A 25,132-nucleotide genomic window follows, 5' to 3' on the forward strand; every position below is an offset into this window, starting at 1 on the left:
CGGACATGAAGCCGGGGCACGGATGGAGACGTAGATGAATACTCGCGATGCCGTATCGCACGGTAACTTCCAACTGACGTGGGGCCGCCCGTCCGGCGCGCTCACGCTGCGTGACTGGCTGGCGCATCTGGCCCGCACGGACCGCGTGGCCACCATCGACCAACCGGCGGCGCTCGAACACGAACTTGCCGCGATTGCCAGGCGCCTCGACGGCACGCAAGCCGCGTTCTTCACCAAACCGGGCGGACACGACGTGCCGGTGGTCAGCGGTTTCATGTCGCGCCGCGCCTGGATCGCCGAAGCGATGGGCGTGGCCGAGGCCGATCTGCTGACGCGTTTTCGCGACGCGGCCGATCAGCCGATTCCCTCGCAGGAAATTTCACGCGCCGAAGCCGCCTGCCAGCAGGTCGTGCATACCGGCGGCATCGATCTTCACAAGCTGCTGCCGATTCCCACTCACAGTGAACACGACAACGGGCCGTACATCACCGCGGGTCTCGTGATCGCGCGCAATCCGCGTACCGGCGTGCAGAACGTGTCGATCAACCGCATTCAGGTGCATGGGCCCGACCGCATGGCGATCCTGCTGCTGCCGCGCCACTTGTATGCGTTTCAGAAAGCTGCGGAAGAGGCGGGCGATGCGCTCGACGTCGCTATCGCGATCGGCGTCGATCCGCTGACGATGCTCGCCTCGCAAGCCATTTCCCCAATCGATTCGGACGAACTGGAAATCGCCGGCGCGCTGCATGGTGCGCCGCTGCCGGTGGTCAAATGCGTGAGCAACGGCGTGCATGTACCCGCCTTCGCCGAGATCGTGATCGAAGGGCGCATTCTGCCCAACGTGCGCGAACTGGAAGGCCCGTTCGGCGAATTCCCCAAGTACTACAGCGCGCAGGAAGCGCGTGAAGTGATCGAAGTCACCGTGGTGACGCATCGCGAGAAGCCGATCTTTCATACGATCGTGCCAGCGGAAATGGAGCATCTGCTGCTTGGCGCGATTCCGCGCGAGGCGACTCTGCTCGCGCATCTGCAACGTAGTCATCCTAACGTAAAGGACGTGCATCTCTCCGTGGGCGGCGTGTGCCGCTATCACTTGTGGGTGCAGTTCGAGAAGAAGCGCGAAGGCGAAGCGAAGAACGTGATTCTGTGCGCGTTCGGCGCGCACTACGACATCAAGCAGGTAGTCGTGGTCGACACCGATGTGGACGTGCACGATCCCGCCGAAATCGAATGGGCTATCGCCACGCGCTTCCAGGCCGATCGCGATCTGGTCGTGATCGAAGGCGCGCAAGGTTCGCCGCTCGATCCGTCCACCACCGTCGGTCAGCCGGAAGACGCGCCGCCGCATTTGCAGGGCGTGAGCGCGAAGATGGGACTCGACGCCACCCGGCCGGTGGTGTATGCGTCGCACGTGTTCACGCGGGTGCGCATTCCGGGCCAGGACACGGTCAATCTCGACGAACTCGTCGCCGCCGACAACACCGCGTTCGACAGCTATCTGGGTGGCGCGCATGGCTGAGCACGCGCACAAGCCTCAGCGCATCGTCGTCGGCATTTCCGGCGCGAGCGGCGCGGTGATCGGCGTGCGTCTGCTGGCGGCCTTGCGCCGCCTCGGCACGCACGAGACACATCTGATCGTATCGGCCTCCGGCGTGCTCACGGCGGCGCAGGAACTCGGCATGACGCGCAGCGATCTGGAGCGTCTTGCGGATGTTGTCTACAACGTGCGCGACATCGGCGCGGCGGTGGCGAGCGGTTCGTTCATCACGGCGGGCATGGTGATCGCGCCGTGCTCGATGAAGACGCTCGCCGGCGTGGCCAACGGTTTCGCCGACAACCTGCTTGCCCGCGCCGCCGATGTCATGCTCAAGGAGCGCCGCCGCATCGTGCTGGTCGCGCGCGAAACGCCGCTCAATCTCGCGCATCTGCGCAACATGACCTCCGTAACGGAGATGGGCGGGATCGTGATGCCGCCGGTGCCTGCCTTCTACGCGCATCCCAAGACGATCGAGGACGTGGTCGATCACACGGTAGGGCGCATTCTCGATCTGTTCGCGATCGAGCATCGCGAGATCGCGCAGCGCTGGAGCGGGCTCGCTGACGAATTCACGCAGCGCCGCTCGGGAGCGGACGAATGAATCAGCGCGACTTGCTTCACCCAGGCGACGCGGCGACGCATGAACGCCCCGCTGAGGCAGCGTTGGAAAATCGCCCGCAACGGCATCTCGGCCGTCCGATGGAGCGTCTGGAGGATCCCGCGATTCTCACCGGCCGCGGCCGTTACGGCGACGACATCGGCGTTCGTCCGGGCACGCTGCACGCCGCCATACTGCGCTCGCCGCACGCGCATGCGGAACTGGTGTCGATCGACACCGATGCCGCGTCGAAACTGCCCGGTGTCCGCGCGATCCTGACACGCGACGACCTGCGCGCATGGTCCAGGCCGTTCGTGGTCGGCGTGAAATCGCCGATGGAACAGTGGGCGCTCGCGATGGACCGCGTGCGCTATGTCGGCGAACCGGTGGCGGTGGTGCTGGCGCAATCGCGCGCGATAGCCGAAGACGGTCTCGATCTGCTCAAGGTCGAGTACGCGACGCTCGATCCGGTCACATCGATCGAGCAGGCGGCGAGCGACGAGTCGCCGGTCTTGCACGAAAAAGTGGGCAGCAACGTGATCAGCGACCGGCACTTCCGCTACGGCGAGCCGGAAGCCGCGTTCGAGAAGGCGCCGCATCGCGTGAAACTGGTCGCGCATTATCCTCGCAACACCTGCGCGCCGATCGAATGCGGCGTGGTGATCGCGGAGTATCTGGCAGGCGACGAAGGCTACGACGTCACGTCGAATTTCATGGGACCGTTCTCGCTGCACGCGGTGATGGCGATGGCGCTCAACGTGCCCGCCAACCGTCTGCGTCACAAGGCGCCGCGCGATTCGGGCGGCAGCTTCGGCGTGAAGCAGGCGGTGTTTCCGTACGTCGTGCTGATGTGCCTCGCCTCGCGCAAGGCGGGCGCTCCGGTGAAATGGGTCGAGGACCGGCTCGAACATCTGAGCGCGGCGACCTCCGCGACTGCGCGCCTCTCGACGCTCGAAGCCGCCGTGGAAAGCGACGGCCGCATCACCGCGCTCTCCTACGATCAACTCGAAGATTGCGGCGGCTATCTGCGCGCGCCGGAACCGGCCACGTTCTATCGCATGCATGGCTGCCTGACCGGCGCGTATGCGATCGATAACCTGCTCGTGCGCAACCGCGTCGTGCTGACCAACAAGACGCCGACGGGTCTGGTGCGCGGCTTCGGCGGTCCGCAGGTGTACTTCGCGCTCGAACGGCTGATGCAGCGCATCGCGCTCGAACTGAAACTCGATGTGCTCGACGTGTACCGCCGCAATTTCGTCGCCGCCGATGCGTTCCCCTATCGCGCCGCAGCCGGCGCGCTGCTCGACTCGGGCAACTATCAGGAAGCGCTGCGCCGCGCGCTGGCCGAAGGCGGTTACGACGAACTGCGCGCGCGGCGCGACGCGGCACGCAAGGAAGGGCGGCTGTACGGAATCGGCTTTGCGGCGATCGTCGAACCGTCGGTGTCGAACATGGGCTACATCACGACCGTGATGCCCGCCGAGGCGCGCAAGAAAGCCGGGCCGAAGAGCGGCGCGATCGCCAGCGCGACCGTGAGCGTCGATTTGCTCGGTGGCGTAGTGGTGACGATTGCATCGACGCCCGCGGGCCAGGGACACATGACGGTGTGCGCGCAAGTGGTCGCGGACGTGCTCGGCGTATCGCCGCAAGATGTCGTTGTCAATGTCGAATTCGATACGCACAAGGACGCGTGGTCGGTGGCGGCGGGTAATTATTCCAGCCGCTTTGCCGGCGCGGTGGCGGGCACGGTGCATCTCGCGGTCGTGCGCGTGCGCGACAAGATCGCGCGCATCGTGTCGAAGCAGATGGGCTGCGCGCCCGACGATATCCGCTTCGAAGAAGGCCGCATTTTTGCAAAGGGCGCCGAGGATCGCGCGCAGCCATTTGGCCGCGTCGCCGCCAATGCGCCGCATTGGGCGCCCGCGCTGTTGCCCGAAGGCGAAGAGCCCGGCCTGCGCGAGACCGTGTTCTGGAATCCGCCGAACATGGCCCCGCCGGATGAGAACGATCGTGTCAACACGTCGGCGGCCTACGGATTTGCTTTCGACATGTGCGGCGTCGAAGTGGATCGCGGCACCGGCCGCGTACGGATCGACCGCTACGTCACCGCGCACGACGCCGGCACGCTGCTGAACCCCGCGCTTGCCGACGGGCAGATTCGCGGCGCGTTCGCGCAAGGACTCGGCGCGGCGTTGATGGAGGAGTTTCGTTACGGCCCGGACGGCAGCTTCCAGTCGGGCACGCTTGCGGACTATCTGATGCCGACCACCTGCGAAGTGCCCGATCCGGTGATCGTGCATCTGGAAACGCCGTCGCCGTTCACGCCGCTCGGCGCGAAGGGCCTCGGCGAAGGCAACAACATGAGCACGCCGCCGTGCATCGCGAATGCGGTGGCGGATGCGCTTGGCGTGGACGATATCCGCTTGCCGCTGACGCCTTCGAAGGTGATGGCGCTGATCGGCATCGACGATCCGGAGCCGTCGCGTCCTGAGTTCCGTGAAGCGCCCGCCGCCAAACCGGCGACGCCGGGTAGCGGCAAGGCGCTCACCGCGCAAGGCAGCGTCGACCTGCCGGCGTCGCCGGAAGCGATTTTTGCCGTGCTGCTCGATCCGAATGCGCTCGCCAAGGTGATTCCCGGCTGCCACGCGCTCGAAGCCGAAGGCACGAACCAGTATCGCGCGGACGTGACGGTCGGCGTCGGCATGATCAAGGCGCGCTTCGAAGCGAAGATCGGCCTCTCGGAAATCGACGCGCCGCATCGGTTGCGTTTGGCGGGCGCGGGCATGTCGTCGCTCGGCAGCGCACGCGGCAGCGGACTCGTCGAACTGACGCCGATCGAAACCGGTACGCGTCTTTCCTACGATTACGAAGCCCAGGTGTCGGGCAAGGTCGCGGCAGTCGGCGGACGCATGCTCGAAGGCGCGGCCAAGGTCGTGTTGCGGCAACTGTTCGAATCGCTCGGACGGCAGGCAGCGGGCAAGCCGGTTCACACCGGCGGCTCGTGGCTCTCGCGCCTCCTGGCCCGTTTCAGGAGACAGGCATGAAACCCGCGCCGTTCGATTATCTGCGCGCCATGACGACGCAGCATGCGCTCGACGCGCTCGCGCACAGCGGCGAGGACGCCCGCGTGCTGGCCGGCGGTCAATCGTTGATGGCGGTGCTGAACATGCGGCTCGCGCAGCCGCGCATGCTGATCGATATCTCGCGCACCGACGAGTTGAACTCGGTGCGCGCCGATCACAAGGCCGGCTTGCTGACAGTCGGCGCGGCGGCGACGCAAGGCAGCGTCGAGTGGCGCGAAACGCTGCGCGACGAAGTGCCGTTACTGGCGATGGCGTTCCCGCACATCTCGCACTTCCAGATCCGCAATCGCGGCACGGTGTGCGGCTCGGTGGCGCATGCCGACCCGAGCGCGGAACTGCCGCTGGTGCTGGCCGCGCTCGGCGGCGACGTGCTGCTGCGCTCGAAAAAGAAACACCGCGTGCTGCCGGCCAGCGAGTTTTTTCAAGGCATGTTGATGACCGCGCGCGAGCCGGACGAACTCGTCGAAGCCGTGCGTTTTCCGCTCAAGCGGCCAGGCGAACGCTACGGCTTCACGGAATTCTCCGCGCGCCACGGCGACTTCGCGATGGTCGCCTGCGCGGCCGTCGTGACGAGCGATTCGATCCGCCTCGCGGTGGGCGGCGTCGCGGACCGGCCGGTGGTCGAGCAATGGCCGCGTCTGCGTGACGAGGACCTGCGCGGCGCATTGAACGATTTGAGCTGGAAGCTGGGCGCGCAGGACGACGCGCATATCAGCGCGGCGTACCGCCGGCATCTGGTCCGGCAACTGGGATGGCGCGTGATCGAGGAGGCGAAGTGAGCAACACATCGAACGGCAACGTCGTGCACGTGATGCGGCAGGGCGAACGGCAATGCGTCACGCTGACGCTCAACGGCCGCGAACGCAGCGGTTATTGCGAGCCGCGCGAGCTGCTGTCGGATTTCATCCGTCACGAATTGGGCGCGACCGGCACGCACGTCGGCTGCGAGCACGGCGTGTGCGGGGCGTGCACGGTGCACGTGGACGGCGTGGCGGGACGCTCGTGCCTGATGCTGGCGGTGCAGGCCGATGGCCGCCGCATCGACACCGTGGAGGGACTCTCGCCCGACATGCAACTCGGCGATCTGCAGCAGGCGTTCCAGCGCCATCACGCGTTGCAGTGCGGCTTCTGCACGGCCGGGATACTGATGTCGTGCGCGGACTATCTGCGGCGCGTGCCCGATCCGAGCGAAGCGCAAGTGCGCGACATGCTCTCGGGCCATCTGTGCCGCTGTACGGGCTATACGCCGATCGTCGCCGCGGTGCTCGACGTGGCGGCACGGCGCCGGCAAGGCAACACGGCGAGTGAAACCGTGGAGGCCGCTCATGCTTGACCTCGGCCGAACTTTTTTACAGAGCGTGGAACGCAGCCCTAATGCGCTCGCTCTCGTCGACGGTGAACTGACGCTGACGTACGCGCAGTGGCACCGCCTCATCGTGAAGGTGGCCGAAGGTCTGCGCGGTCTGGGTCTCGCACATGGCGACCGCTTGCTGGTGGTGCTGCAAAACCGCTGGGAAATGGCAACATTGCATTGGGCCTGCCAGTTCGCGGGCGTGGTGATCGTGCCGCTGAACTGGCGCGCGAAGCCCGATGAACTCGACTACTGCGTGACCGACGCCGGCGTGAAAGCCATCGTGTACGAACCGGTGTGTGCCGATGCCGTCGCGCAGAGTCCGGCAGCGCAACGTCTGCCGCGTATCGGTCTCGACGACGTGCAAGGCCGCACCGCAAGCTTCGAAACGCTGATGGCCCAGAGCACGCCGGACGCGCTGAACGCCGGGCACACCTGCGCGAATGCCGACGACTACTCGCTGATTCTCTACACCTCGGGCACCACCGGCAAGGCGAAAGGCGTGCCGCGCCGTCATCGGCATGAACGCGCCGCCGCGCTCGCGCATGTCGCGCAGAATCTGTACGGCCACGGCGAACGCACACTCGGCGTGATGCCGCTTTATCACACCATGGGCGTGCGCTCGCTGCTCTCGATGGCGCTGGTGGACGGCCTGTTCGTCTGCGTGCGCCGCTGGAATGCGCGCTTCGCACTCGATGCGATCGCGCGGCACAAGCTCACCTGCCTCTATCTGGTGCCGACGCTGTATCACGATCTGCTGGCCGATGCGGCTTTCACCGCGACGGATACGTTTACCGTGAAGAAGCTCGGGTTCGCCGGCGCGCCGATGAACGATGGTTTGCTCAAGCGCCTCTCGGCGGCGTTCGAACCGGACCTGTTCGTCAATCACTATGGCTCGTCCGAGGTCTACACCTTCAGTATCGATCAGGATGCCACACGAAAGCCGGGCAGCGCGGGACGCGCGGGTATCAATACGCGCTTGCGCGTGGTCAGGCTCGACGCCCATACGCCCGAAGACCTGGCGAAAGTGGGCGAGGAAGGCCAGATCATCGCCGACCTGCTCGGCGACGAAGCCTTCGAAGGCTACTGGAACCGTCCCGACGCGAACGCCAAATCGTTGCGCGACGGCTGGTACTTCACGGGCGACACCGGTTTCTTCGACGCCGAAGGCGATCTGTACGTGTCGGGCCGCGTCGACGACATGATCATCAGCGGCGGCGAGAACATTTCGCCGGTCGATATCGAGTCGGTGCTGTCGCTGCATCCCGCGGTCGACGAGGTTGCGGTGGCCGGCGTGAAGGACGAGCGCTGGGGCCAGCGCGTGGTCGCCTTCGTCAAACGCCGCACGTACGTCGACGCCGACGCGCTCGACGCGCACTGCCGCACCTCCGACCTCGTGAACTTCAAGCGTCCACGCGAATACGTGTTCGTCGACGACATACCCAAGTCGCCGGTCGGCAAGATTCTGCGCCGCAAGCTGTCCGCCGGCGAGTATCAGCGCGACACCCACGGCGAAGCCATTGCACCTCATACCGAAACCACCAAGGAGTAACTCATGACCGATTTGACCCACCGCGGCCAGAGCCTGCTGCAGGACCTCGACGGCTTTTCCATCGAGATCGACGCGCAACGCGAGCGGGCCGACATCATCCTGCACCGGCCGCCGCTGAACGTGATTTCGATGCACGCGCGCGATCAACTGCGCGCCGCCTTCGAGGCGCTCGACGAAGACCCGCGCGTGCGCGTGATCGTGGTGCGCGGCAAGGGCGAACATTTTTCGAGCGGCGGCGACATCAAGGGCTTTCTCGAAGCATCGCCGGAAACCGTGTCGAAGCTCGCCTGGAACATCGCCGCGCCCGCGCGTTGCTCGAAGCCGGTGATCGCCGCCAATCGCGGCTTCTGTTTTGGCGTGGGCTTCGAACTGTCGCTCGCGTGCGATTTCCGCATTGCCACCGACACCACGTTCTACGCGCTGCCGGAACAGAAGCTCGGGCAGATTCCGGGTTCGGGCGGCTCGGCCCGTTTGCAGCAGATGGTCGGCATCGGCCGCACCAAGGACATCGTGATGCGCTCGCGCCGCATTCCGGGCAAGCAGGCTTATGAATGGGGCATCGCGGTCGAATGCGTGGCCGACTCCGAACTCGAAGCGACGACCGACGCGCTGGTGGATGAATTGCGCGCGTTCTCGCCGCTCGCGCAACGCACCGCGAAGAAGCTGCTCAACGATACCGAGGACGCGCCGCTGTCGATCGCGATCGAACTCGAAGGACACTGCTACAGCCGTTTGCGCACCTCCGATGATTTCCGCGAAGGCGTCGAGGCGTTTCACGGTAAGCGCAAGCCGGTGTTTCGCGGCAGTTGAGGCGAACGCCGGGCAAGAGCGAAGCGACATAACGAATGCAGGCGGCACACACCTTGCCGATCGGAATGCATCTGGCCGGAGCTGAAGGCAAGCACCACGCGCAACGCCGCGCCTCGTGTCTACGAGCAGGGCCGGGTGATGGGCGGCGGGTCGAGCATCAACGTGTAGTGGGCCAATCGCGGCCTTGCAGGATCAGAACGCTGAATTCGGCGACGGCTATTTTCCCGGCACGTTTTCCAATCTCGACGGCTCACCGCGGCTTCGCCATAAGGTTTCTTAACACCACCAAGAGCACGCGCAAGAGAACGTGCCTTAAAACGGGGACGATCGAGAGACGACCCGCAGATAGTCAAGGAGATGACGATGTCGGTAGCAGCGCAAAATGGCGCCGCCTTGCCCGCGGTTGACCAGCGGCAAGTGATGGGTGCGGTAATGGCCTCGTGCCTCGGCTGGGCACTGGATCTGTTCGATCTGTTCGTGTTGCTGTTCGTCGCGCCGGTGGTCGGGCGGCTGTTCTTTCCGTCCGAGCACGCGATGCTCTCGCTCGCGGCGGTGTATGCGTCGTTTGCCGTGACGTTGCTGATGCGCCCGCTGGGTTCGGCATGGTTCGGCTCGTACGCGGACCGGCATGGACGCAAGGGCGCGATGATCATCGCCGTGGTCGGCGTGGGCATCTCGACGGCCGGCTTCGGTTTGCTGCCGACCGTCGCGCAGGTGGGGCTCGTCGCGCCGATCCTGTTCCTCGTGCTGCGGCTCGTGCAGGGCGTGTTCGTGGGCGGGGTGGTGGCGTCGACGCATACCATCGGCACCGAATCGGTCGCGCCAAAATATCGCGGCGCGGTGTCGGGGCTGATCGGCGGCGGAGGCGCGGGGCTCGGCGCGCTGCTCGCCTCGCTCACGTATCTGGCGATGTCGGCGCTATTCCCCGGCGCGGCGTTCGATGTCTGGGGCTGGCGCTGCATGTTCTTCACCGGCATCATCAGCTCGGTGCTCGGCCTGTTCGTCTTCAGCAGTCTCGAAGAGTCGCCGCTGTGGAAAAAGCTCGCCGCCGAAAAAGCCGCCAAGGCCGCCGCGCAGAAGCTCGACACGCCGGTCGAAATCGTGCGCTCGCCGGTGCGCACGCTGTTTTCCCGCGACTATCGCTCGATTCTGTTCGTCAACCTGCTGCTGACCATCGGCGGCGGTAGCGGCTATTACCTGACCTCGGGCTATCTGCCCACCTTCCTCAAGGTGGTCAGCCACGCCCCGAATGGCGCCGCGGCGGCGATCCTGCTGATCTGCAGCGTGGCGGTGGTGATCGCGTCCGTGGCGGCGGGGCATCTGAGCACCTTCATCGGGCGCAAGAGCGCTTTCGTCTGGCTCGGCCTGATTCGCCTGTTCGCGTTGCCCGCGCTGTTCCTGCTGCTGCCCACCGCGCAGAGCATCACCATGATCGGCGTCTACGCGGTGATTCTCAGCGCGCTCGGCAGCGCGGGCTATGCGCCGATCCTGATTTTCCTGAACGAACGCTTCCCGACCGCGATCCGCGCGACCGGCACCGGGCTCTCATGGAACATCGGCTTTGCGATCGGCGGAATGATGCCGACCGCCGTCTCGCTGGTGGCGAAAGACGCGAGCGAGTTGCCGATGACGCTGGCGATCTTCGTCGGGGCGATCAGCGTGATTTTCCTGATCGGCGCGTTTGTGGTGCCGGAAACGCGCGGCCGGCTGGAGCAGGGCGCGGTGCGCGAGCCGGTTTAGTTTGCGGAAGGGTCGGCGGGCACGCCCGTCGTCACGCGCCGGATCTCCTCGCCGATGATCTCGATCAGCGCGTGCGCCGCGGGCCCGATCGGCCGCTTCGGATGGCTCACGCGGATGATGTGCCGCACGATCGGCGGCGACGTGATGGTGCGCGCGCACAGCACGCCTTCGTCGACCTTGCCCTGAACCACCACGCGCGGCAGGATCGTCGCGACGCTGCTCTGTTCGACGAACTGCACGATGGTGTTCAGCAGATCGATCTCGAACTTCGGTTTGATGACCACGTCGGCGGCCAGCAGCGCCGCGTCCAGCGCGCCGCGCAGGCCGTTGCGGCGGGTCGGCAGCACCAGTTCGATGCCGCCGAGTTGCGCGGAATCGACCGCCGGCGGCAGCTCGGGGCCTAGCGCGGCACTGGTCACCAGCACCATTTCCTCGTCGACCAGCGGCACCATGTCGAGCGTGAGGCGCCCGCGCGGCTTGTTGATGATGGCCGCATCCAGCCGGCCCGCTTCGACCGCGTCGATCAGCTGCGCGCTGAATCCGTCGGCGACCGACACTTCGACCTGCGGGAACATCGCGTTGAACCTGGCGAGCGACTCCGGCAGCACGCTTTCCGCCTCCGAGGACACCATGCCGAGCGACACGCGCCCCGTCACGATCGCGTCCTGCCGGCTCAACTGGTCGCGAGCCCGCTCGATATCGCGCATGATCGGCGTGTACAGGCGATACATCTGGCGCGCCGCGTCGGTCGGCGTCATGCCGTGCGGGCCGCGTTCAAAGAGTTTCTGGCGCAATTCGGTTTCGAGCTTCGAAATCTGCATGCTGAGCGCGGGTTGGACGATATTGAGCCGTTTCGCCGCGCGCGTGACGGAGCCGTCTTCGAAAAGCGCGATGAAATACTGGATTTGCTTGAGGTCCATGAAGCCAGCGTGCGGAGGCGGGAAGGGGAAAAGATGGCGGAAAGCGCCGCAAACACCGAGTTTAAACGCACCGCGCCGGGCCGACGGGCGAGCCTGCGTGCGGGCCCGCGCGGCGTCGTCACGAACGTGTTTCTTTACGCTGCTACAATCTCGTCTTTCTCGATCGATTGTGCGCTATGGGTTTCGAACAACTCGCTGAACTGAAGAAGCAATTGGCCGCGGCTCGCCGCGAGGCTGCGCCTGCCGCGAAGTCCGGCGCCAAGCCTGCTTCGAAGGACGCATCCAAGCCGGCCAAGGACGTTCCCAGGCCCGTTGCCAAGGATGCGGCCAAGCCGGGCGCGAGGCCTGCCCGCAAGCCCGCGCCGCCGCGCCGTGCCACGCCCGCAGCCGCAGCCGACGCCAAACCGGCGGTGGAGGCGAAGCCGGTGGACCCGGTGGTGAAGTCGATCGGGCGGCTGCAGAAGCGCTTCCCCATTGCCTTCCCCAAGAATCCGGCGCCCAAGCTGCCGCTCAAGGTCGGTATTTTCGAAGACCTCGTGGTGCATGCCAAGGATCTGTCGCTGAGCGAAGCCGAACTGCGCGACGCGATCAAGACGTGGTGCCGTGGCAGCCGCTACTGGAAATCTCTGGTGGAAGGCGCGGCGCGCGTCGATCTGACGGGCGCCGAGGCCGGTAAGGTCACGGCACAGGAAGCCGCCGGTGCGCAGCGTCTGCAGGCGCATCGCGCGGGCAAGGGTGCGGCGAAGGCGGCAGCCGGTGCGGCGAATGCAAGCGCGGATGCAAACGTGGATGCAGGCGCGAACGCGACCGGCGAGGCCAGCGCGCAAGCGGCGGCTGAGGTAGTCACGCAAGTCTCCGCCGAGACAGCCGCGCAGCCGAACGCTGAAGCCGCCGCGCAAACCACCGCCGAAACGGCGAATGCGCCGGCCGAAACCGCCACGGCTTCGCAGGATGGCGAAGCGGGCAAGGCGTAGGCCGAACTCCCCGGCACCCGCGAAGCGTAAAACCCGTCACGCCACCTAGGCGTGGCTGCCTTGCCGCGACGCAGCCGCCAGCCGGCTGCGCACGAAGCCGACGTGTTCGCGCAGCACATAGAACGCGTCGGCGTAAGCGAGCGGCATGCGCAGCCGATTCAACGAATCCTCGATTTGATCCAACTCCGCGAAGAGCCGCTTGCGCTCCTCGTCGGTCGAATCGGCGAGCGCGTCGCGTTCGATCGCAATCAGCGAACCATAGTAGCGATAGATGCGCGAGCGCACCCGCCAGCGGTACAGCGCGGGAATCAGGCGCATGGCCGGGAACAGCAGCACGGCCATCGGCAGCAGCAGAACCAGCGTACGGTCGCCGATGCTCGCCAGCCAGAACGGCAGCGTGCGGTACAGAAAGCTCTTGCCCGTCTTGTAGTAACGCTGCGCGTCCTCGCTGATCTGATATTCGCGCGCGACCGGACTCGGAAATTCTCCCGCCCGCTGCAACAGCCCCGGCATGCCGTGCACTTCCTGCGCCGCCTCGATCAGCAGATCGGAGATGGCCGGATGAAGCGTGGTGCGGGCCACCAGCTCGACGGTCGGGCTGATCAAATGCACCGTTTCCGGCGGAATCCGGCGCTTCAGATCCAGCACGCCGGCCGGCAGGTCGATCTGGTCCAGATAGGGAAAGAGACGCGTATAGGCGCTCGCCTCCGCGAAGTTCATCACCGACACGCCGGGCACTTTGAGCAGGCGCAGCATCAGGCCGCGCGTGGCCGAGTCGCCGTTCAGGATCGCCGCGTCCACCTCGCCCGCCACCAGCTGGGTGGCGGCCTGCAGGCCGTCGCTCGGGACCAGCGTGGTGTCGCCGCCCGGCTCGATGCCGTTCGCATCCAGCAGTTTGAGCGCCAGCATGCGCGTGCCGCTGCCTTCGCGGCCCACGGCGATCCGTTTGCCTTCCAGTTGCGAAAGCTGAGTCAAGCCCGAGCCGCGATAGAACACCACCACCGGAATATAGAAAACGCTGCCGAGCGACATCAGCGACGTGGTGTCGAGGCCGTCGGCCACGCCGCCTTGCACGAGCGCGACGTCGACGCGCTGCTTCGGGTCCAGCAGACGTTGCAGGTTCTGCACGGAGCCGTCGGATTCCAACACATTCAGCTTGATGCCGTTGCGGGCGAGGATTTTCCGGTACTGCTCGGCGGCGACGAAAAACGAGCTGTCATGCGGCCCGGCGCTCAGGGTGATCGTCCTGGGCGGCGCCGGATCGATCAGCCAGACCACCAGCGTGACCATCAGGATGATGACCGTCGCCACCACGACATACAGCAGGGTATGGTCGCGCCACTCGGCATGCGGCTCTTCGCCGGGAAATTGCGGGGGACGCGGGCGCTGCGTTTTCATGGACACTCCGTGCCGGGAGCCGGGATGAAACTCATTGTCCACCGTCCGTGGCGGGTTTGCCGTCGGCAGTTTGCTCTATTGACCGTGGCATAATCCGCGACAGCTTCCCCATCGTGTCGCCGGGCGCATCGTGAGTCGTTTCTATCGGAAGATCGGCAGTTGGCTGGGATTGTTCGCGATCCTGATGGCCACGCTCGCGCCGACGATCTCGCACATGCTCGCCGCGCACGCCGACGAAAGCGCCATGTCGGACGAGCATTGCGATATGCCGTCGATGGCGTCCATGGGGTCGATGGACTCCATGCGCAAGGACATGCCCGACGTGTCGTCGGCCGCGTCGAACGCGCCCGATCAGGCGGCCGGCAAACACGCGGACCACACCGCCACGTCCGGCGGCGACGCCTGCGGTTATTGCAGCCTGCTCGCTCACATGCCGGCCGTGCCGAGCGTCGAGGCGCTGTTCGTCGTCACCGTCCGCGCTCTGCAGCATACCGTCGCGACCCGCTTCGAAAGCGTGCGCCGCGTCGAGCCGCTGACCTTCGCCCAACCCCGCGCCCCTCCGTTCGCATCCTGATTCGAGTCACCACGGCGCGATGCATCGAATGCATCGCGGCTGCCGCCGCACGTCCCTGCCGACTGTGCGCGCCGGCATTGTCACGACCCATGAAACAGGATCGATCATGCGTATCCTCTCAACGCCCCGCGCGCAGCCGCTGCGCTCGGCGGCGCTTCTCGCCGCAGCCGCCGGCGTCTTGCTGTGCGCGCCGACGCTCGCCGGCGCCCACGCGATCGCGGGCAACCGCGTTTTCCCAGCGACGATGGCCGTCGACGACCCCGGCGTCGGCGACGAAGCCAACCTCCAGTTTGGCCATCAACGCGTGCCTGGCGACGACGGCGATCAGAGCATCAACACCTTCGACTTCGAGTACGACAAGCTGATCACGCCGCGGCTCGCGGTGTCCGTCGACGGCACGTACGCGATGCAGAACAACCCGCGGGCGCGCGGTTTCGACAACTTCGGGGTCGGCCTGAAGTACCTGCTGTACGTCAACGACGCGCACGAGTTCATGACCTCGGTCGGCGTGAATGCTGAACTCGGAGGCACGGGCAGCCGCGCAATCGCCGACAACTTCTCGACGATCTCGCCGACCATCTATGCCGGCAAGGGCATGGGCGATCTGCCCGACTCGCTGGCGTATCTGCGGCCGCTCGCCATCACCGGCGAAGCGGGACCGGCGCTGACCACCGGCGCGGGACAGCCGAACGCCTTCAACTACGGCTTCACCGTGCAATACAGCTTGCCGTATCTGCAGCAGCATGTGCGCGATGTCGGGCTGCCGCAGCCGTTCGCCAATCTGATTCCGCTGGTGGAAATTCCGTTGTCCCGCAGCCAGGGGCAGACGACCGGCACGGTCAATCCGGGCTTCATCTGGATCAACCGTTATGGGCAGTTCGGCGTGGAGGCGCAAATTCCGATCAATCGTGCGAGCGGCTCGCATGTGGGCATTCTGGTCCAGGCGCATATCTTCTTCGACGACGTGGCACCGGCCACGATCGGCAAACCGCTGTTCCAGTAAAGCAGGAGAGTGATGATGAATGACACGATGAAACATCCGCGTTCGCGTGGCACACACGCCGTGGCGAAACTGGCGGCGCTGTTCGCCGGCCTTGCATTCGCCAGCGCGGCTTTCGCGCACGTGTTCCCGCAGAAGCAGGAGCCTGGAGCCGGCGCGACGGTGGCGTCACCCGCGCAGGTGCGGGTGATGTTCGACGGCCCGCTCGAAGCGGCGTTCAGTTCTCTGACGGTGACCGACGCGAGCGGCAAGCAGGTCAACACGGAGAAGGCCACGGTCGATGAACATCAACGCGCATTGATCACCGTGCTGTTGCCGACGCTCGCGGCCGGTCACTATACGGTGCACTGGGTGGCCGTGGCGTCGGACGGGCATCGCACCCATGGCGACTATGCGTTCAATGTGAAGTAGCTGAGGCGGTGATGCGCCGCGTCATCCATCGGGCGATGGCGCGGACGTGCTCTGACTGTCGCCCGCGCCGCCGCTGTGCGTGATCAATGCGAGGCCACTCGTTTGATGCGATGGAAGTTGCGATCGAAGTAGATCAACCCGTCGCCATCGCTGCGCACGCTGATACGTGTGGTCTTCACGAACATCACCGAGTGCGAGCCGACTTCCTTCAGGTCGACGATCTCGCCTTGCAGACTCGCCAGCGCGTCGCGCAGGACCGGCACGCCGCGCGTGCCTTCATCCCAGATCGGCCAGCCGAAGCGTTCTTCCATCGGCACCTGGGTCATGCCCGCGAAGTGGCGCGCGAGCAGTTCGTGCTCGCCGGGCAGCACGTTCACGCAAACATGCCGATTGCTCTGGAAAGTCGCGTGCATCGCGCTCGACCGGTTCAGGCAGACGAGCAGCGTGGGCGGCGCATCGGTGACGGAGCACACGGCGCTTGCGGTCACGCCGCAACGTCCATGCGGGCCGGCTGTCGTGATCACGTTCACGGCGGCGCCGAGGTGCGCCATGGCTTGACGGAATTGCTGCTTGACGTCGATATGAGCTTCGGTGTCGGGAGTCGCGTGTGGAGTCGGCGTCATCGTTCAGATTCCTCGGGCAGGTGTCGAGTGGTTTGATTCAAGCGTACTCAATCGCCATGCGGAAAAAAATCCGCGCGAGCGGCAGGCGTCCAGGCATGTTTCCCAGTGCATCTAAAGCTTTCCCCAATGCGTGATCGAGCATTGGACGCATGGACCATGATTAATGCGTCTTTCAGGGTAACTATCGCTTTGCAGCGCTTTTCCCGCTGGTTATGATGGACCGGTTAGTACGCGTCGAATCGCATCTACAACGGCCACCATGTCCCAGCCTTCGCCATCCGTCACGTCACTTGCACCGATCGTCTACATCGTCGACGACGACAGCGGCATGCGCACGTCGCTCGCGTGGCTGCTCGAATCGGTTGGCGTGAAGTCGGCGGGTTTCGCCAATGCGAGCGAGTTTCTCCGCGCATTCGATGCGGACGTGCCTGCCTGTCTCGTGCTCGATGTGCGCATGCCGGAGCAAAGCGGCTTCGACGTGCAAGCGGAATTGAATCGCCAGGGCGTCACGTTGCCGATCATTTTTGTGAGCGGCCACGGCGATATTCCGATGTCGGTGCGCGCGCTGCAAAACGGCGCGATCGATTTCGTCGAGAAACCGTATAACTCGCAGCAGACGCTGGACCGCGTGCAAAGCGCGTTGAAGCTTGCGGCACAACGTCACGTAGCGGGCCAGAAGCAGCGCGAGTTGCGCAAGCGGATCGAGTCGTTGACCGCGCGTGAAAAAGAAGTGCTGCGCGGCGTGATCGACGGTAAAGGCAGCAAGCGCATTGCCAGCGATCTGTCGATCAGCGTGAAGACCGTCGACGTGCATCGCGCGAGCATCAAGGACAAGCTCGGCGCGGCGTCGATCGCGATGCTGGTGCGCGAAGTGATGGCGGTGTGGGATCAGGATGCGAACACGGGCGGCATGCAGGGTTGATGCATGCCGCTGTGGTGTTGTCGCGCGTCAGCGTGCGCAACCGCAACCACAACCGCAACAGCGTCAGCGCATGAAGAGTCCGCCGTTCACATCCCAGCACGCGCCGTTCGCGAAGTAGGCATTTTCCGCAGCGAGCATGACGGCGACATCGGCGACATAATCCGCCGAGCCCAGACGTCCTGCGGGAATGTTCGCGATCACCGCCTTCAGTTTGTCGGGCGCGACGCTTTCGTGCACGATCGGCAGATCCATCGGTCCAGGCGAAATGGCGTTGACGGTCACACCCGCCGCGCCGAGATCGCGCGCAAAAACCTTAGTGAGCGTGATCACACCGCCTTTCGCGGCGGCATAATGCGCGCCGGTTGCGGAGCCGCCATTCTGTCCCGCGAGCGACGCGATATTGACGATGCGGCCCGCGCCCACATCGGCGAAATGCTGGCCGAACACCTGGCAGCCGAACAGCACGCTGCGCAAGTTGACGTTGATGACCTGATCGAATTGCTCGGCGGTAATGTCCATCACGGAGACGACTTTGGACGCGCCCGCGTTATTCACCAACGCGTCGATACGCCCCCAACGCTGCAGGATCGCGTCGCGCGCCGCAGCGAAGGCGGCTTTCGCGGTGACGTCGAGATTCAGCGCGAACGCAGTGGAACCGTCGGCGCTCAGATCGCGCGCGAGCGCATCCGCGGCATCGAACGCGACATCGCCGATGGCGACCGCGTAACCCGCCGCATGAAAGCGCGTGGCGATCGCGGCGCCCAAACCGCGCGCGGCGCCGGTGACAAGAACGACTCTCTTCTGCATTGCATCCACTCCACTTCGAAATAACGGCCGCTGTTCGAGCGGCCCGAGGCATGGCGCAAGCGAATCAAGCGGCAAGGGCGGCTTCGAAACGCGCAGCGATCGCGCACACCTGTTCATCCTGGCCCTTGCGCCCGACAATCTGCAAACCTGCCTTGAGCGGCGATCCGCCAATCGGCAACGGCAAACTCAGCGCGGGATGGCCGCTCAGATTGAACGGCCGGATCAGCGACGACATGGCGATCACCGAAGTGCCGCTGCGGGCCTGTTCAAGTGTGATCGGCAGAGCGGGCAGCGTGGGCAGAATCAGCACGTCGACGTTGTCGAGCGCGTGGTCGACCGCTGCGGTGAAGTCGCGGCGCACCTGTTCTGCCGCGTCGAGTTGCGCGGCGGTGGTGTTGGCCGCGGCACGCAGGCGCGCGTCGAGATCCGCGCCGAGTTTGCCGCTTGCCACCAGATGGCCGAACGCGCGCGAGGTCTCGACATTGATGACGGCGAGGCCCGCGTCGAAGGCTGCGGCGAGGCCTGCAAGCGGCAGCGTGTGCGCGACACAACCTGCCTTGTCGGCCGCGCGTGTCACGGCTTCGAGGATTTCAGTCGCGGCCTCGGCCTGCACGATACCGACCTTGCACGCGCCTTGCCACGCGTGCGCGGCGTTCGCATCGAAGTTAGCGGTGATGGCCTGCATCGCGGCGACGAGCGTGCGCATGTCGCGTGCAAACGGACCGACACAATCGAGCGTGGATTCTCGCGGCGCCACACCGAGTCGCGACACGCGCCCGAACGTGGGCTTCAATCCGATCACGCCGCAGCATGCGGCGGGGCCGCGAATCGAGCCGCCGGTGTCGGTGCCGAGCGCGGCGTCGGCGAGTTTCAATCCGACCGCCGCCGCCGAGCCGCTCGACGACCCGCCCGGAATGCGCGCAGCGTCTTGCGGATTCTGCGGCGTGCCGGTGTAATCGTTGATACCGGTCATGCCGAATGCCAGCTCATGCATGTTCGCTTTGCCGACGATGTGCCAGCCGGAAGCGATCAAACGTTCGACAACCTCCGCATGCTGTTGCGCGGGCGGCGTATCGGCGAGCGCGCGGCTCGCTGCGGTGGTGGCGTAACCGGCGATATCGATCGTGTCCTTGATCGCGATGCTCGGGCCGGCGCCGCCTATCGACAGCGTCTGGATAAACTCGTTCATGGATGCGGTTTCCTTGCGTTGACCTGCCACGGCGCGTCGAACAGACGCTCCGTGCGAAAGTGCGTGATGAGCCAGTCGCGGCCGTTATCGGCGGGAGCGAAATCCACTTCGAGGCGCGCCGAAATCAGTTCGGCCGGCGCATCGACATAACCCGAGGCTTGCAGCATGATCCAGCGGCCTTTCGCGCTAGCGCCCTGAACGTGGATGGTTTCCGACGTGAGGAAGTGCACGTTCACCGAGAAATGCGGTGAGGGCGGCAGGTAGCGCGTGAGCATCGCGAGAATATCAGCGTGGCCTGTCAGGCGGCCGAACTTGTTCGCGTACTGTGGGCCGATGCCTTCCCAGATCGCGTCCGCGCGGAACAGAGCCGCGAGTGTCTCGCCTTCGATCACGCCGGACGGCACGTCGCATAGCGCCATATAGCGCGCCATCGTACGGCGCACGGCTGATTCGGCTTCGAGCGCGGCAAGCCGTTCGGTCAACGTGGCAAGCGTGTCCTGGTTCGCGTTCATTGCATCGTTCCCATACGCTCAAGCGGCATTGGCATGTTGCGGCGGCACTTGCAGCGCGCGTCCGACACGCGCTTCGATCTTGCCATAGCGCCACAGGTTGTATTCACCCACCGGCGTGGTGCGATACAGATTGCACACGGCGACAGTCGTGTCGAAATCGCGCACGTCGGCCATGATGTAGAAGGTCCACGGCGAGTTGTCCGCATGGCCCACGGTGAGACGGTCGTCGTCCATGATGCCGAGCACCTTGACGCCATCCATCGACTGGATCGCGGCCAGCATCTTGCCGTAAGCCTGCCAGACTACGCCGATCTGTTCGCGCGGCAGGTCGAAGAAATTCTGCGTGACGCCGCAGCAGAACAGAACACGCAGCGGCAGCGTTGAAGTATCGGACATGAGATGTTGCTCCTTGCAATCCTGGTTGTGCGGATAGTGATTGATCAGAAAACGGCTTACAGGTAGCCCGGAATCGGCGGCACGCCGACGAACACCGCGCCCGCGCCGTCATAGTTGCCTTCGCCGAGAAACGCGTGCTGCGTGACGACCATCGAGTCGCGCATCAGACGCTGCAACGGATGCGAGCGATAAATCGCCATCGTGCCGCCGAGCCGGTAGGCGCGCTGCACGACGTCGGCGCCTTCGCGGGCGATCTGCGTCGCCGAAAGACGCAGCAGGCTCACTTGATCCGCCGTGACGGGATTGCCAGCGAGGATCGATTGCCAGACCTGGTTGGTGGTGTCGTAGAAGAATGCGCGCGCCGAGCGCAATTGCGCCTCGGCTTTCGCAAGTTCGATGCGGTAGTACGCGCGGTCGGCGAGTTGCGGCGCGCCTGTAGTCGTCTTGCGGCCGCCGGCCATGTGGTTCGCGACGTCGAGCGCGGCGCGCGCGAGGCCGAGGTTGACCACCGCGAGCACCTGCGCGGCGTAGGCGATGGTGGGGTAGCGATACAACGGCTCGTCCACGCAAGGTTCGCCGCCACGCACGAAGGTCCAGTCGTCCGCAACGAACTGGTCGGAGACGCGCAGATCGTGACTGCCGGTGCCCTGCATGCCGACCACGTCCCAGTTCTCGACGATCTCCACCTGATGCGCACGGAACACTGCCGTGCGCGGTTTGCCGCCCGCGCCTGGAGCGCCTGGAGCACCTACGCCGATGCCTACGCCGAGCCAGTCCGCGCCTTTGCAGCCGCTCGCGAATTTCCACGTGCCCTTCACGCGCCAGCCGCCTTCAGCCTGCTGTGCAGGCTGTACCGGGAAGAGTCCGGCCGCGAACACCTGGTCGGGGCCGTCGGCATAGATTTCCGCTTGCCTATGCAGCGGCAGCGCTGCCAGGTAGACGTTGGCCGAGCCGAAGCTTGCAACCCACGCCGCCGAACCGTCCGCCACCGCAATGCGCTCGATCATGTCTAGAAACAGGGCGGGTGCCAGCGCGTCGCCGCCGAACCGCCGCGGCGTGGCCGCGCGATATACGCCCGCACGCTTGAGCTTCGCGATCACGTCACGCGGCACATGCGAAAGGCGGTCGAATTCATCGCGGCGCGCGGCGATCTCGGCGATGACTTCGTCGAGCGGCAGGCGCGCGGCATTCGACGTGTTCGATTGTTCGGCAGCAACGGCGGCGGTGTCGGACATGGTGAGGTATCTCCTTGATTCGTTATCGACTGGAATTCGCGGCAAGTTGGACCGGAAACGGTGAGCCGCGCAGATTCGAACCAGTCTAGAAATGCAAAAAGAACGCTTCAATTGGGACGCGAGGCGCCGTTTTAGGTAATGCTCCGGGGTCGTCTAAAGATTTCTTCAGACGCGCAACACGCGCACCGGTGTTATGTTTCTGTCCATACGTGATCGAACCTGTGTGCCGTACTCCCCGATGAATTTCCCCGCCGAAGAAGATTTCCACCGCCTGCTCGACGCACTCACGCTGTGCGTGCTGCTGCACGACGCCGAAACCAAGGCGATCGTGTGGGCCAATCGTGCGGCCTGCGAGGCGCTTGGCTTCACGCTCGCCGAATTGCTGCCGCTCAAGGCGAAGGACATGACGCGGCCGGTGCCGAAATACCGCCGCGAGATCGGCGTCGGCGCGATGGACCGTTCGATCACCGAAGGCCCGCAGATGTACGAGTGGTGTTACCGCTCGCGCACCGGTGCCGACATGTTGTCCGAGGCTATCGCCACTTACGTGCCGCTGCGCGAGCGCTCGGTGGTGATGGTGCAGTTCCGCGACATCAGCGTCGAAGACACGCTCAAGCAAACGCTGCGCCGTTACGAATCGCGGCTGCGCGAATTCATGCAGGATCTCGGTGAAGGCGTCGCGGTGCTGACACCCACGGGCGAAGTGGAGTTCGTCAGCGAATCCGGCCGGCGCGTGCTCGGTCTGGAAGAGGGCGCGCCGCTGGGCGACCTGCTCGACTATTGCAGCGAGCCGGACCGCGAGCGTCTCTTGGAGCAACTCGCGAACGCGCCGCGGATTCAACCGTCGGCGCCGCAGCGTTATCGCATCATGCGTCGCGACGGCACGCCGGGCTGGTTGAGCATCACGTGCCGGCGTATCGAGATTGAAAACGACCTGAATGGCAGGCTGCTGCACTTTCGCGACGTGACGGACGAAGTCGCCGTCGAAGAAGCGCGCCGCAATGAAGCGCGTCTGCTCGAGTACGCCGGACGTTACAACGCGATGGGGGAAATGGCGACCGCCATTGCTCATGAGCTGAGCCAGCCGCTTGCCGCCGTGCGCAACTTCATCGAAGGCTCGATCCGGCGGCTCGCGCAATCCGCTTCGATCGACGACGCCGTATGGGGTCTGCGCAGCGCCGATCGTCAGGCCGAGCATGCGGCGTTGATCATCAAGAGCGTGCGCGATTACATCGTCAAGCGCGAGCCGAGCGAGACGCATGCGGATCTGCGCGAGGTGCTCGCCGACGTGGCGTATTTCATCGAGTTGCGCGCGCGCGAGGCGGGCGTGACGCTCACGATCGAGCAGGCGGCGCAGCCGCTGCCTGTGTATGTCGAGCGCGTATTGATCGGCCAGGTAGTGTTGAATCTGGCCTTCAATGCGATCGAAGCGCTTGGAGACGGGACAAACAGGAGCGCGATCTCGGAAAGCCGCGAGCTTCGCCTCGTCACGCAGTTGCGCGGCAAATACGCAATCGTCCAGGTCATCGACAACGGCCCAGGCGTTCCCGCCGATGCGCACGGCCGCCTGTTCGACGGCTTCTCTTCGTCGAAAGCGGGCGGCAACGGCATCGGACTTTCGCTGTGCAAGAACATCGTCACGCGACACGGCGGCGAGATCCGGGCAAAGCCGGCGCAGCACGGCGGGCTCGAATGCAGTTTCTCGCTGCCACTCGCCGCCGCGCCGGCCGCTTGATTGCAACGTGTCAATCATGCGTGGTGCTGGTGTTGCGTGGAATGGTCACGAGCGTGAGCGCGGTAATCACGCCGAAGCCGATCAGCATCAGCGCGACCGGCCACGGCGCGCGCACTTGCGCATACAGCGCGGTAGCGACGAGCGGCGCGAGTCCGCCGGAGAAAACCGAAGCGATCTCGTGGCCGAGCGCCATGCCCGAGTAACGCACTTCAGTGGGGAACAGTTCGCCCATCAACGCGGGTTGTGTGCCGATCATCGCCGCGTGGCAGAAGGGCAGGCCGAGCACGAGCGAGAGGAACACCAGCATCGGTTGATGCGTGTCGATCAGCCAGAAGGCGGGAAACGCGATTACCACCAGCCCGAGCGCGCCGATCATATACACGGGCCGCCGTCCGATTACATCCGATAGACGTCCCCACAACACGATCGTCACGAGTTCGAGCAGCATGGCGACCATCACGCCGCCGAGCATCACCGAAACGGGCACGCCGATCGTCTTGCCGTACACGAGCACGAACGAAAGGAAGATATATGTCCCGCCGTTTTCGGCGACGCGCAGCCCCATGGCTTGCAAGACCTGCTTCGGATGATTGCGCAGCACCGTCAGCACCGGCATGTGCTTCGGTTTGGCGGCGGTGAAGTCGCGGCTCTCCGGCAAGCGCCGGCGAATGTACACGCCGACGCCGAAAATCAGCACGCTTGCCAGAAACGGCACGCGCCAGCCCCAAGACATGAAGCTTTCCACCGGCAAGCGCTGCACCAGATAGAATGCGGCCGCCGACAACACGAAGCCACCCGCCACCCCCAACTGGCTGAACGCCGCATAGTAGCCGCGACGATTGGCCGGCGCGCTCTCGCTGATCAGCAGCACGCCGCCGCCCCATTCACCGCCTGACGCGATGCCTTGCACGACCCGCAAACACACGAGCGCGGCAGGCGCGAGAAAGCCGACTTGCGAGAACGTGGGCAACAGGCCGATGCCGAAGGTGGCCACGCCCATCATCATCAGTGTGATGACGAGCGCGCGCTTGCGGCCATGCCGGTCGCCGATATGGCCGAACACGATACCGCCCAGCGGCCGCGCGAGGAAACCGATCGCGAAGCCCGCGAAAGCGGCCAGCGTGCCCAGCAGCGGATCGCCGTGCAGCGGAAAGAACAATGGGCCGAAGATCAGTGCAGCGGCCGTGCCGTACAGAAAAAAGTCGTACCACTCCAGCGCATTGCCGAGCACGGAGGCGATGATGATCCGCCGCAAGGTTCGCGAGGTGGCCGGCGCAGCGGATACAGGTGGCGATCCGGCCGTGGGAGAAAACGTGTCGTTTTGCATCTGCGTGCCCGTTGGTTCGCGTTGACTAAAAGAAAAGGCGCTAGCGCCCGAGTGCTTTCGCTGTCTGCCCGCCGATGCCGAAATCGGTGTTCGGAATGTCCTTGATCATCACGCGGGCGGCATCGAGCGGCGTGTCGAGCAGGTCCGCGCCGGTCTTGCTGAGCGCGGCGATCAGGGCTTCCTTTTGCGCGGGCGTGCGGCCCGCGATCAGGATCGCCACGATGGTGAGCAGCGGCGCTCGAACATTCGCATTGCTCACGCCGCCCAAACCGAAATCGTGCGACGGCAGTTCGCTCAGCAGAATCCGCACCGATTCAGCGGGCGCGCCGATTGCCGCGACGGTAGCCTTCGTGAGAGCCGCGATCAATTGCGCCTTGCGCGCCGGCCAATGACCGTCCGGCAAATAGACTTCAAGTGTGGGCATTGCTGCGCTCTAAA

The 25,132-nt window shown here is 65.2% G+C and carries 24 protein-coding genes and 1 pseudogene; 15 read left to right on the plus strand and 10 right to left on the minus strand.

Annotation, left to right across the window (positions count from 1 at the left end; translation table 11 throughout):
* Positions 1-34: 34 nt before the first annotated feature.
* From ACFSNN_RS23225 to ACFSNN_RS23265, 9 genes and pseudogenes are all read left to right on the plus strand, one after another.
* The gene (locus ACFSNN_RS23225; protein WP_134455916.1) at positions 35-1,519 is read left to right on the plus strand and encodes a UbiD family decarboxylase; all 1,485 of its coding nucleotides are present in this window, start codon (positions 35-37) and stop codon (positions 1,517-1,519) included.
* On the plus strand, positions 1,512-2,138 hold the full coding sequence (locus tag ACFSNN_RS23230) for a UbiX family flavin prenyltransferase (RefSeq protein ID WP_134455917.1): 627 nt from the start codon (positions 1,512-1,514) through the stop codon (positions 2,136-2,138). Before ACFSNN_RS23225 ends, ACFSNN_RS23230 begins: the two co-directional genes overlap by 8 nt.
* The gene (locus tag ACFSNN_RS23235) at positions 2,135-5,179 is read left to right on the plus strand and encodes a xanthine dehydrogenase family protein molybdopterin-binding subunit (RefSeq protein ID WP_134455918.1); all 3,045 of its coding nucleotides are present in this window, start codon (positions 2,135-2,137) and stop codon (positions 5,177-5,179) included. The genes ACFSNN_RS23230 and ACFSNN_RS23235 overlap by 4 nt, the downstream gene beginning before the upstream one ends.
* Positions 5,176-5,997, plus strand: coding sequence for an FAD binding domain-containing protein (locus ACFSNN_RS23240; RefSeq protein WP_134455919.1), 822 nt, complete (start codon positions 5,176-5,178; stop codon positions 5,995-5,997). The genes ACFSNN_RS23235 and ACFSNN_RS23240 overlap by 4 nt, the downstream gene beginning before the upstream one ends.
* Before the next feature lie 32 nt (positions 5,998-6,029).
* Positions 6,030-6,551 carry a (2Fe-2S)-binding protein gene (locus ACFSNN_RS23245; protein WP_377688914.1) on the plus strand — a complete coding sequence of 174 codons (522 nt, stop codon included), beginning with the start codon at positions 6,030-6,032 and terminating at the stop codon, positions 6,549-6,551.
* The gene (locus ACFSNN_RS23250; protein WP_134455921.1) at positions 6,544-8,121 is read left to right on the plus strand and encodes an AMP-binding protein; all 1,578 of its coding nucleotides are present in this window, start codon (positions 6,544-6,546) and stop codon (positions 8,119-8,121) included. Before ACFSNN_RS23245 ends, ACFSNN_RS23250 begins: the two co-directional genes overlap by 8 nt.
* 3 nt (positions 8,122-8,124) lie before the next feature.
* On the plus strand, positions 8,125-8,931 hold the full coding sequence (locus tag ACFSNN_RS23255) for an enoyl-CoA hydratase/isomerase family protein (protein ID WP_134455922.1): 807 nt from the start codon (positions 8,125-8,127) through the stop codon (positions 8,929-8,931).
* 54 nt (positions 8,932-8,985) lie between these two features.
* Positions 8,986-9,178: pseudogene (locus tag ACFSNN_RS23260) on the plus strand (hypothetical protein); the annotation flags it as partial.
* A gap of 116 nt (positions 9,179-9,294) precedes the next feature.
* Positions 9,295-10,671, plus strand: coding sequence for an MFS transporter (locus ACFSNN_RS23265; RefSeq protein ID WP_134455923.1), 1,377 nt, complete (start codon positions 9,295-9,297; stop codon positions 10,669-10,671).
* Here ACFSNN_RS23265 and ACFSNN_RS23270 read toward each other — a convergent pair.
* The gene (locus ACFSNN_RS23270; protein WP_134455924.1) at positions 10,668-11,591 is read right to left on the minus strand and encodes a LysR family transcriptional regulator; all 924 of its coding nucleotides are present in this window, start codon (positions 11,589-11,591) and stop codon (positions 10,668-10,670) included. The genes ACFSNN_RS23265 and ACFSNN_RS23270 overlap by 4 nt on opposite strands.
* Before the next feature lie 176 nt (positions 11,592-11,767).
* On the opposite strand from ACFSNN_RS23270, the gene ACFSNN_RS23275 reads away from it, so the two are divergent.
* Entirely contained in the window at positions 11,768-12,565 is a 798-nt protein-coding gene (locus tag ACFSNN_RS23275; RefSeq protein WP_134455925.1) for a ProQ/FinO family protein, read from the plus strand.
* A 45-nt stretch (positions 12,566-12,610) separates the two neighbouring features.
* Here ACFSNN_RS23275 and ACFSNN_RS23280 read toward each other — a convergent pair whose 3' ends face one another.
* Entirely contained in the window at positions 12,611-13,963 is a 1,353-nt protein-coding gene (locus tag ACFSNN_RS23280) for a TAXI family TRAP transporter solute-binding subunit (protein WP_134455926.1), read from the minus strand.
* 130 nt (positions 13,964-14,093) lie between these two features.
* On the opposite strand from ACFSNN_RS23280, the gene ACFSNN_RS23285 reads away from it, so the two are divergent.
* The 3 genes from ACFSNN_RS23285 to ACFSNN_RS23295 all read left to right on the plus strand — a co-directional run bounded on the left by ACFSNN_RS23285 (position 14,094) and on the right by ACFSNN_RS23295 (position 15,948).
* Positions 14,094-14,537 carry a DUF2946 domain-containing protein gene (locus ACFSNN_RS23285; protein WP_408901744.1) on the plus strand — a complete coding sequence of 148 codons (444 nt, stop codon included), beginning with the start codon at positions 14,094-14,096 and terminating at the stop codon, positions 14,535-14,537.
* A gap of 106 nt (positions 14,538-14,643) precedes the next feature.
* Complete coding sequence (locus ACFSNN_RS23290; protein WP_134455928.1) at positions 14,644-15,540, plus strand: hypothetical protein; 897 nt, start codon at positions 14,644-14,646, stop codon at positions 15,538-15,540.
* Between the two features lie 15 nt (positions 15,541-15,555).
* Complete coding sequence (locus ACFSNN_RS23295; RefSeq protein ID WP_134458810.1) at positions 15,556-15,948, plus strand: copper resistance CopC family protein; 393 nt, start codon at positions 15,556-15,558, stop codon at positions 15,946-15,948.
* 83 nt (positions 15,949-16,031) lie between these two features.
* On the opposite strand, the gene hpaC is transcribed toward ACFSNN_RS23295, so the two are convergent.
* Positions 16,032-16,571, minus strand: a complete 540-nt coding sequence (hpaC, locus tag ACFSNN_RS23300) for a 4-hydroxyphenylacetate 3-monooxygenase, reductase component (RefSeq protein ID WP_134455929.1) — start codon at positions 16,569-16,571, stop codon at positions 16,032-16,034.
* 259 nt (positions 16,572-16,830) lie between these two features.
* On the opposite strand from hpaC, the gene ACFSNN_RS23305 reads away from it, so the two are divergent.
* Positions 16,831-17,493, plus strand: a complete 663-nt coding sequence (locus ACFSNN_RS23305; RefSeq protein ID WP_134455930.1) for a response regulator transcription factor — start codon at positions 16,831-16,833, stop codon at positions 17,491-17,493.
* Between the two features lie 63 nt (positions 17,494-17,556).
* Here the strand turns inward: ACFSNN_RS23305 and ACFSNN_RS23310 are convergent, their stop codons facing one another.
* From ACFSNN_RS23310 to ACFSNN_RS23330, 5 genes are all read right to left on the minus strand, one after another.
* The gene (locus tag ACFSNN_RS23310) at positions 17,557-18,300 is read right to left on the minus strand and encodes an SDR family NAD(P)-dependent oxidoreductase (RefSeq protein WP_134455931.1); all 744 of its coding nucleotides are present in this window, start codon (positions 18,298-18,300) and stop codon (positions 17,557-17,559) included.
* 64 nt (positions 18,301-18,364) lie between these two features.
* Positions 18,365-19,489, minus strand: a complete 1,125-nt coding sequence (locus ACFSNN_RS23315; protein ID WP_134455932.1) for an amidase — start codon at positions 19,487-19,489, stop codon at positions 18,365-18,367.
* Complete coding sequence (locus tag ACFSNN_RS23320) at positions 19,486-20,001, minus strand: nuclear transport factor 2 family protein (RefSeq protein WP_134455933.1); 516 nt, start codon at positions 19,999-20,001, stop codon at positions 19,486-19,488. The genes ACFSNN_RS23315 and ACFSNN_RS23320 overlap by 4 nt, the downstream gene beginning before the upstream one ends.
* An 18-nt stretch (positions 20,002-20,019) precedes the next feature.
* The gene (locus ACFSNN_RS23325; protein WP_134455934.1) at positions 20,020-20,397 is read right to left on the minus strand and encodes a hypothetical protein; all 378 of its coding nucleotides are present in this window, start codon (positions 20,395-20,397) and stop codon (positions 20,020-20,022) included.
* Positions 20,398-20,453: 56 nt separating this feature from the next.
* Positions 20,454-21,632: an acyl-CoA dehydrogenase family protein gene (locus ACFSNN_RS23330; protein ID WP_134455935.1), complete on the minus strand. Its 1,179-nt coding sequence runs from the start codon at positions 21,630-21,632 to the stop codon at positions 20,454-20,456.
* A 238-nt stretch (positions 21,633-21,870) separates the two neighbouring features.
* Between ACFSNN_RS23330 and ACFSNN_RS23335 the strand changes: the two genes are divergently transcribed.
* Positions 21,871-23,367, plus strand: coding sequence for a PAS domain-containing sensor histidine kinase (locus tag ACFSNN_RS23335; RefSeq protein WP_134455936.1), 1,497 nt, complete (start codon positions 21,871-21,873; stop codon positions 23,365-23,367).
* Between the two features lie 10 nt (positions 23,368-23,377).
* Here the strand turns inward: ACFSNN_RS23335 and ACFSNN_RS23340 are convergent, their stop codons facing one another.
* Positions 23,378-24,694 (minus strand): MFS transporter, encoded by a 1,317-nt coding sequence (locus ACFSNN_RS23340; protein WP_134455937.1) that lies wholly within the window; start codon positions 24,692-24,694, stop codon positions 23,378-23,380.
* A 40-nt stretch (positions 24,695-24,734) separates the two neighbouring features.
* A complete protein-coding gene (locus ACFSNN_RS23345; protein ID WP_134455938.1) occupies positions 24,735-25,118 on the minus strand; it encodes a tautomerase family protein in 384 nt (127 codons plus the stop codon).
* Positions 25,119-25,132 lie beyond the last annotated feature (14 nt).

This window comes from Paraburkholderia dipogonis (genome assembly GCF_042680985.1).
Taxonomy (GTDB): domain Bacteria; phylum Pseudomonadota; class Gammaproteobacteria; order Burkholderiales; family Burkholderiaceae; genus Paraburkholderia; species Paraburkholderia phytofirmans.